We start from the raw sequence: 2,734 nt of genomic DNA, 5'->3' as shown, positions 1-2,734 counted from the left end.
GGCAAGCATTGTCGAGTGTGCGCTCTGACTAGATTGGCCGATTTATTTGGTGCGAGTGCTCAAACGCTTGAATATATGGCATACGTTTTAAACTCTAGATGAGTGCATCCCTATCGCATTTAGATCTGTCGTTTCGGAATCGCTTGTTACGAGTGGTCTGGGAAGGGATTAGGGTCCTAATCTTTCGGCCGACACCTCGGCCGTTTCATCAATGGCGCTGTATAGTCTTGCGCCTTTTTGGGGCGAAAATAGAAGGCCCATGCTATGTCTATCCATCGGCTCGGGTCTGGGCGCCTTGGAATCTTGAGCTGGGCCGACACGCGACCCTGGCCGATAACGTTGATTGTTACTCGGTAGAAAAAATTCGTGTTGGCGCGTATTCCACAGTTAGTCAGTACAGCTTTCTCTGCTCTGCCAGCCATGATTATCGCGATCCAGCGATACTGAGCGGTCCGCAGATGCCTTTGGTGGCTGCGCCGATCACAATCGGTGATCGGGTGTGGATTACAGCGGATGTCTTTATCGGGCCTGGTGTAACGGTGAACGATGGTGCGGTGGTTTTGGCAAGGTCGACGGTCACCAAGGACGTCCCCGCCTGGACGGTGATGGCCGGAAATCCGGCGAAGATACAAGGCCCGCGTGAACTCCGATCTCTTTCTGACCCTAAGGATGCTTAGCCGTGATTTACTCGTCGCCGTTTTTTGTGAAAGTTCGAAACCTTACCCGAAGCCTCGGGTTGAACAAGGTCGCAGCGAGCCTTTTGATGCGTGGTGACTACGAGGATCGGTTTGGCCCGCGCCTCCTAGCGGAGGTTCAACCTTCGGATACGGTTTGGGATGTCGGTGCGAACGTGGGGCTCTATACCTCGCAATTTGCCGAGCGTGTTAACGATGGCGGTCAGGTGGTGGCCTTTGAACCGGTGCCGGCCTGCTTTGCCGCGTTGCAGCAGGTCTCTCAAGGCAAGGCTGGCGTTCATCCGGTCAATGCAGCCTTGGGCGCTGACGATGGGGTTCTGACGATGGCCCTAGAGGCAGATTCACTGGCGGCAACCCACCGGGTGGTGAATGACCCGAGCCAGGGTTTCGGCGAGTCGTTTGCTGAGGTACCCGTTCGTTCAGGAGCGAGCTTCGCGGCGGAGCATTCGAGCCTATTCCCGAATGTGATCAAGATTGACGTCGAAGGATTTGAGGGCGAGGTCTTTTCGGGGCTGCAGGCAATCCTGGACGACGAAAGGCTCCGCTGCGTTGGGATCGAAATGCACTTCGGCTTGCTGCAGGAGCGGGGCGAGTCGGGCACGCCCGGGAAACTCGAAGAAGGCTTGCAACAGCATGGCTTTCGGGTCGAGTGGACCGATCCTTCGCACTTGGTCGCGCTGCGTTAGGCATTGGCGATGCAGCGGACGACGCTCGCCGGTACGTCTCTCGAGGTCTCGCGGCTGGGGTTTGGGACGGCATCGCTACACCACCTGATCCGCGAGAAAGATCGCGCAAGGCTCCTCTGCTCCGCGCTGGACTGTGGTTTCACCCACTTCGATGCCGCTCGCATGTACGGTGAAGGCATGGCAGAGCGATCGCTGGGACGTTTCATCAAAGGCTGGCGTGACCAGGTGACGCTGGCCACCAAGTTCGGGCTTCCCGCGTTCCGGGCATTCGAGGCGCTGCCGGCTCTGATCTATGCGCATCGTGCGTTTGGCAAGGTCGGGCGCCGCTTGCTGCCAAACCTCTGGGATCGACGTCCGAGGCTTATCACGCCCGAGGCGGCGGAGCAAAGCTTGGTGCGATCTTTGAAGGCGCTGCAGACCGATTGGATCGACTTACTGTTGTTACACGAGCCGGAAGCATCTGACCGCGCATTCTTGCCACGTTTGGCTCAATGGCTGCAGCAGCAAAAGGGCAAAGGGCGTGTCCGCTATGTTGGCCTTGCTGGAACTGCTGCGCGCTGCGTCGAAGCGGCACAGTGCTTGCCGGACGTTTTGGATATCTTGCAAGTGGAGGACTCCATAGCGGCGCATGAGGCGGATCTGGTGTCGGCATCGGGCCGGCCATTGCAGATTACCTTCGCCTATCTACGGCAGGCGGGAACGCGGTCTGAATCGGAGGCGTTGCAGGTGATCAAAGCGGCCTTGGAGCGCAACCGCGAGGGAATGGTTTTGGTGTCCACCCGTCGCCCGGAGCGCCTGCCGGCGCTGGCTGCGATGGCGGCGGATGCGCGCTAGGACATTGCCATGATCAAGGATTTGGCATCGCCAACCGTTTGCGCGATTTGGGGCTGCGGGTCATGGTGCTAGAAACCGGGGATCGGCTCGCCCGTCGCCCTGAAGAGCTGAACCAGCACTGCGCGCAGGCCGGCATCCATTATCGAGGCGCGGAGCTGGGACGCAGCTTTGGGCTCGGCGGGACCTCGGCCCTCTGGGGCGGGCAGATGATTCCTCTGACGCCGGCAGACATGGCCGCGCGTCCGGGGGTTGAGATGGATGCTTGGCCAATCAGCTTCGCTGAATTGGTTAAGCCCATGTCGGAGGTCAAGCGGACGCTTGGCTTGCCGACCCAGTCAGCGCAGCGCGAGCAACATCTCCGCGAGCGTCGTTTCCCCGTGTTGTCGAACTTACAACCCGATTTCGATCTGCGGCTCTCGCAGTGGTTGCCGTTCGGCACTCGGAATTTCGCCAAAGCGTTCTCTGAACCACTTCGAGCTGATCCCGAGCTCGAAGTCTGGCTGAATGCCAGCGTTGTAC

At 59.2% G+C, this 2,734-nt stretch carries 3 protein-coding genes; all 3 read left to right on the top strand.

Features of this window, described 5'->3' with window-relative positions; genetic code table 11:
• The first annotated feature begins 679 nt into the window (after positions 1–679).
• The gene (locus ACY693_RS17880) at positions 680–1,381 is read left to right on the top strand and encodes an FkbM family methyltransferase (RefSeq protein WP_462323163.1); all 702 of its coding nucleotides are present in this window, start codon (positions 680–682) and stop codon (positions 1,379–1,381) included.
• Between the two features lie 9 nt (positions 1,382–1,390).
• Complete coding sequence (locus ACY693_RS17875) at positions 1,391–2,215, top strand: aldo/keto reductase (RefSeq protein WP_462323162.1); 825 nt, start codon at positions 1,391–1,393, stop codon at positions 2,213–2,215.
• A 38-nt stretch (positions 2,216–2,253) separates the two neighbouring features.
• Positions 2,254–2,734, top strand: a 481-nt coding sequence (locus ACY693_RS17870; RefSeq protein ID WP_462323161.1) for a hypothetical protein, incomplete at its 3' end; no start/stop codon positions are given.

The organism is Halochromatium sp., from assembly GCF_054919635.1.
Note: the sequence above shows the minus strand (reverse complement) of the source record. Positions and strands in the feature narration are given on the sequence as shown.

What these genes read in the sequence shown, in the direction of transcription:
- ACY693_RS17875 (WP_462323162.1), top strand. Translation starts at nt 1,391, where the DNA reads ATGCAGCGGACGACGCTCGCCGGTACGTCTCTCGAGGTCTCGCGGCTG.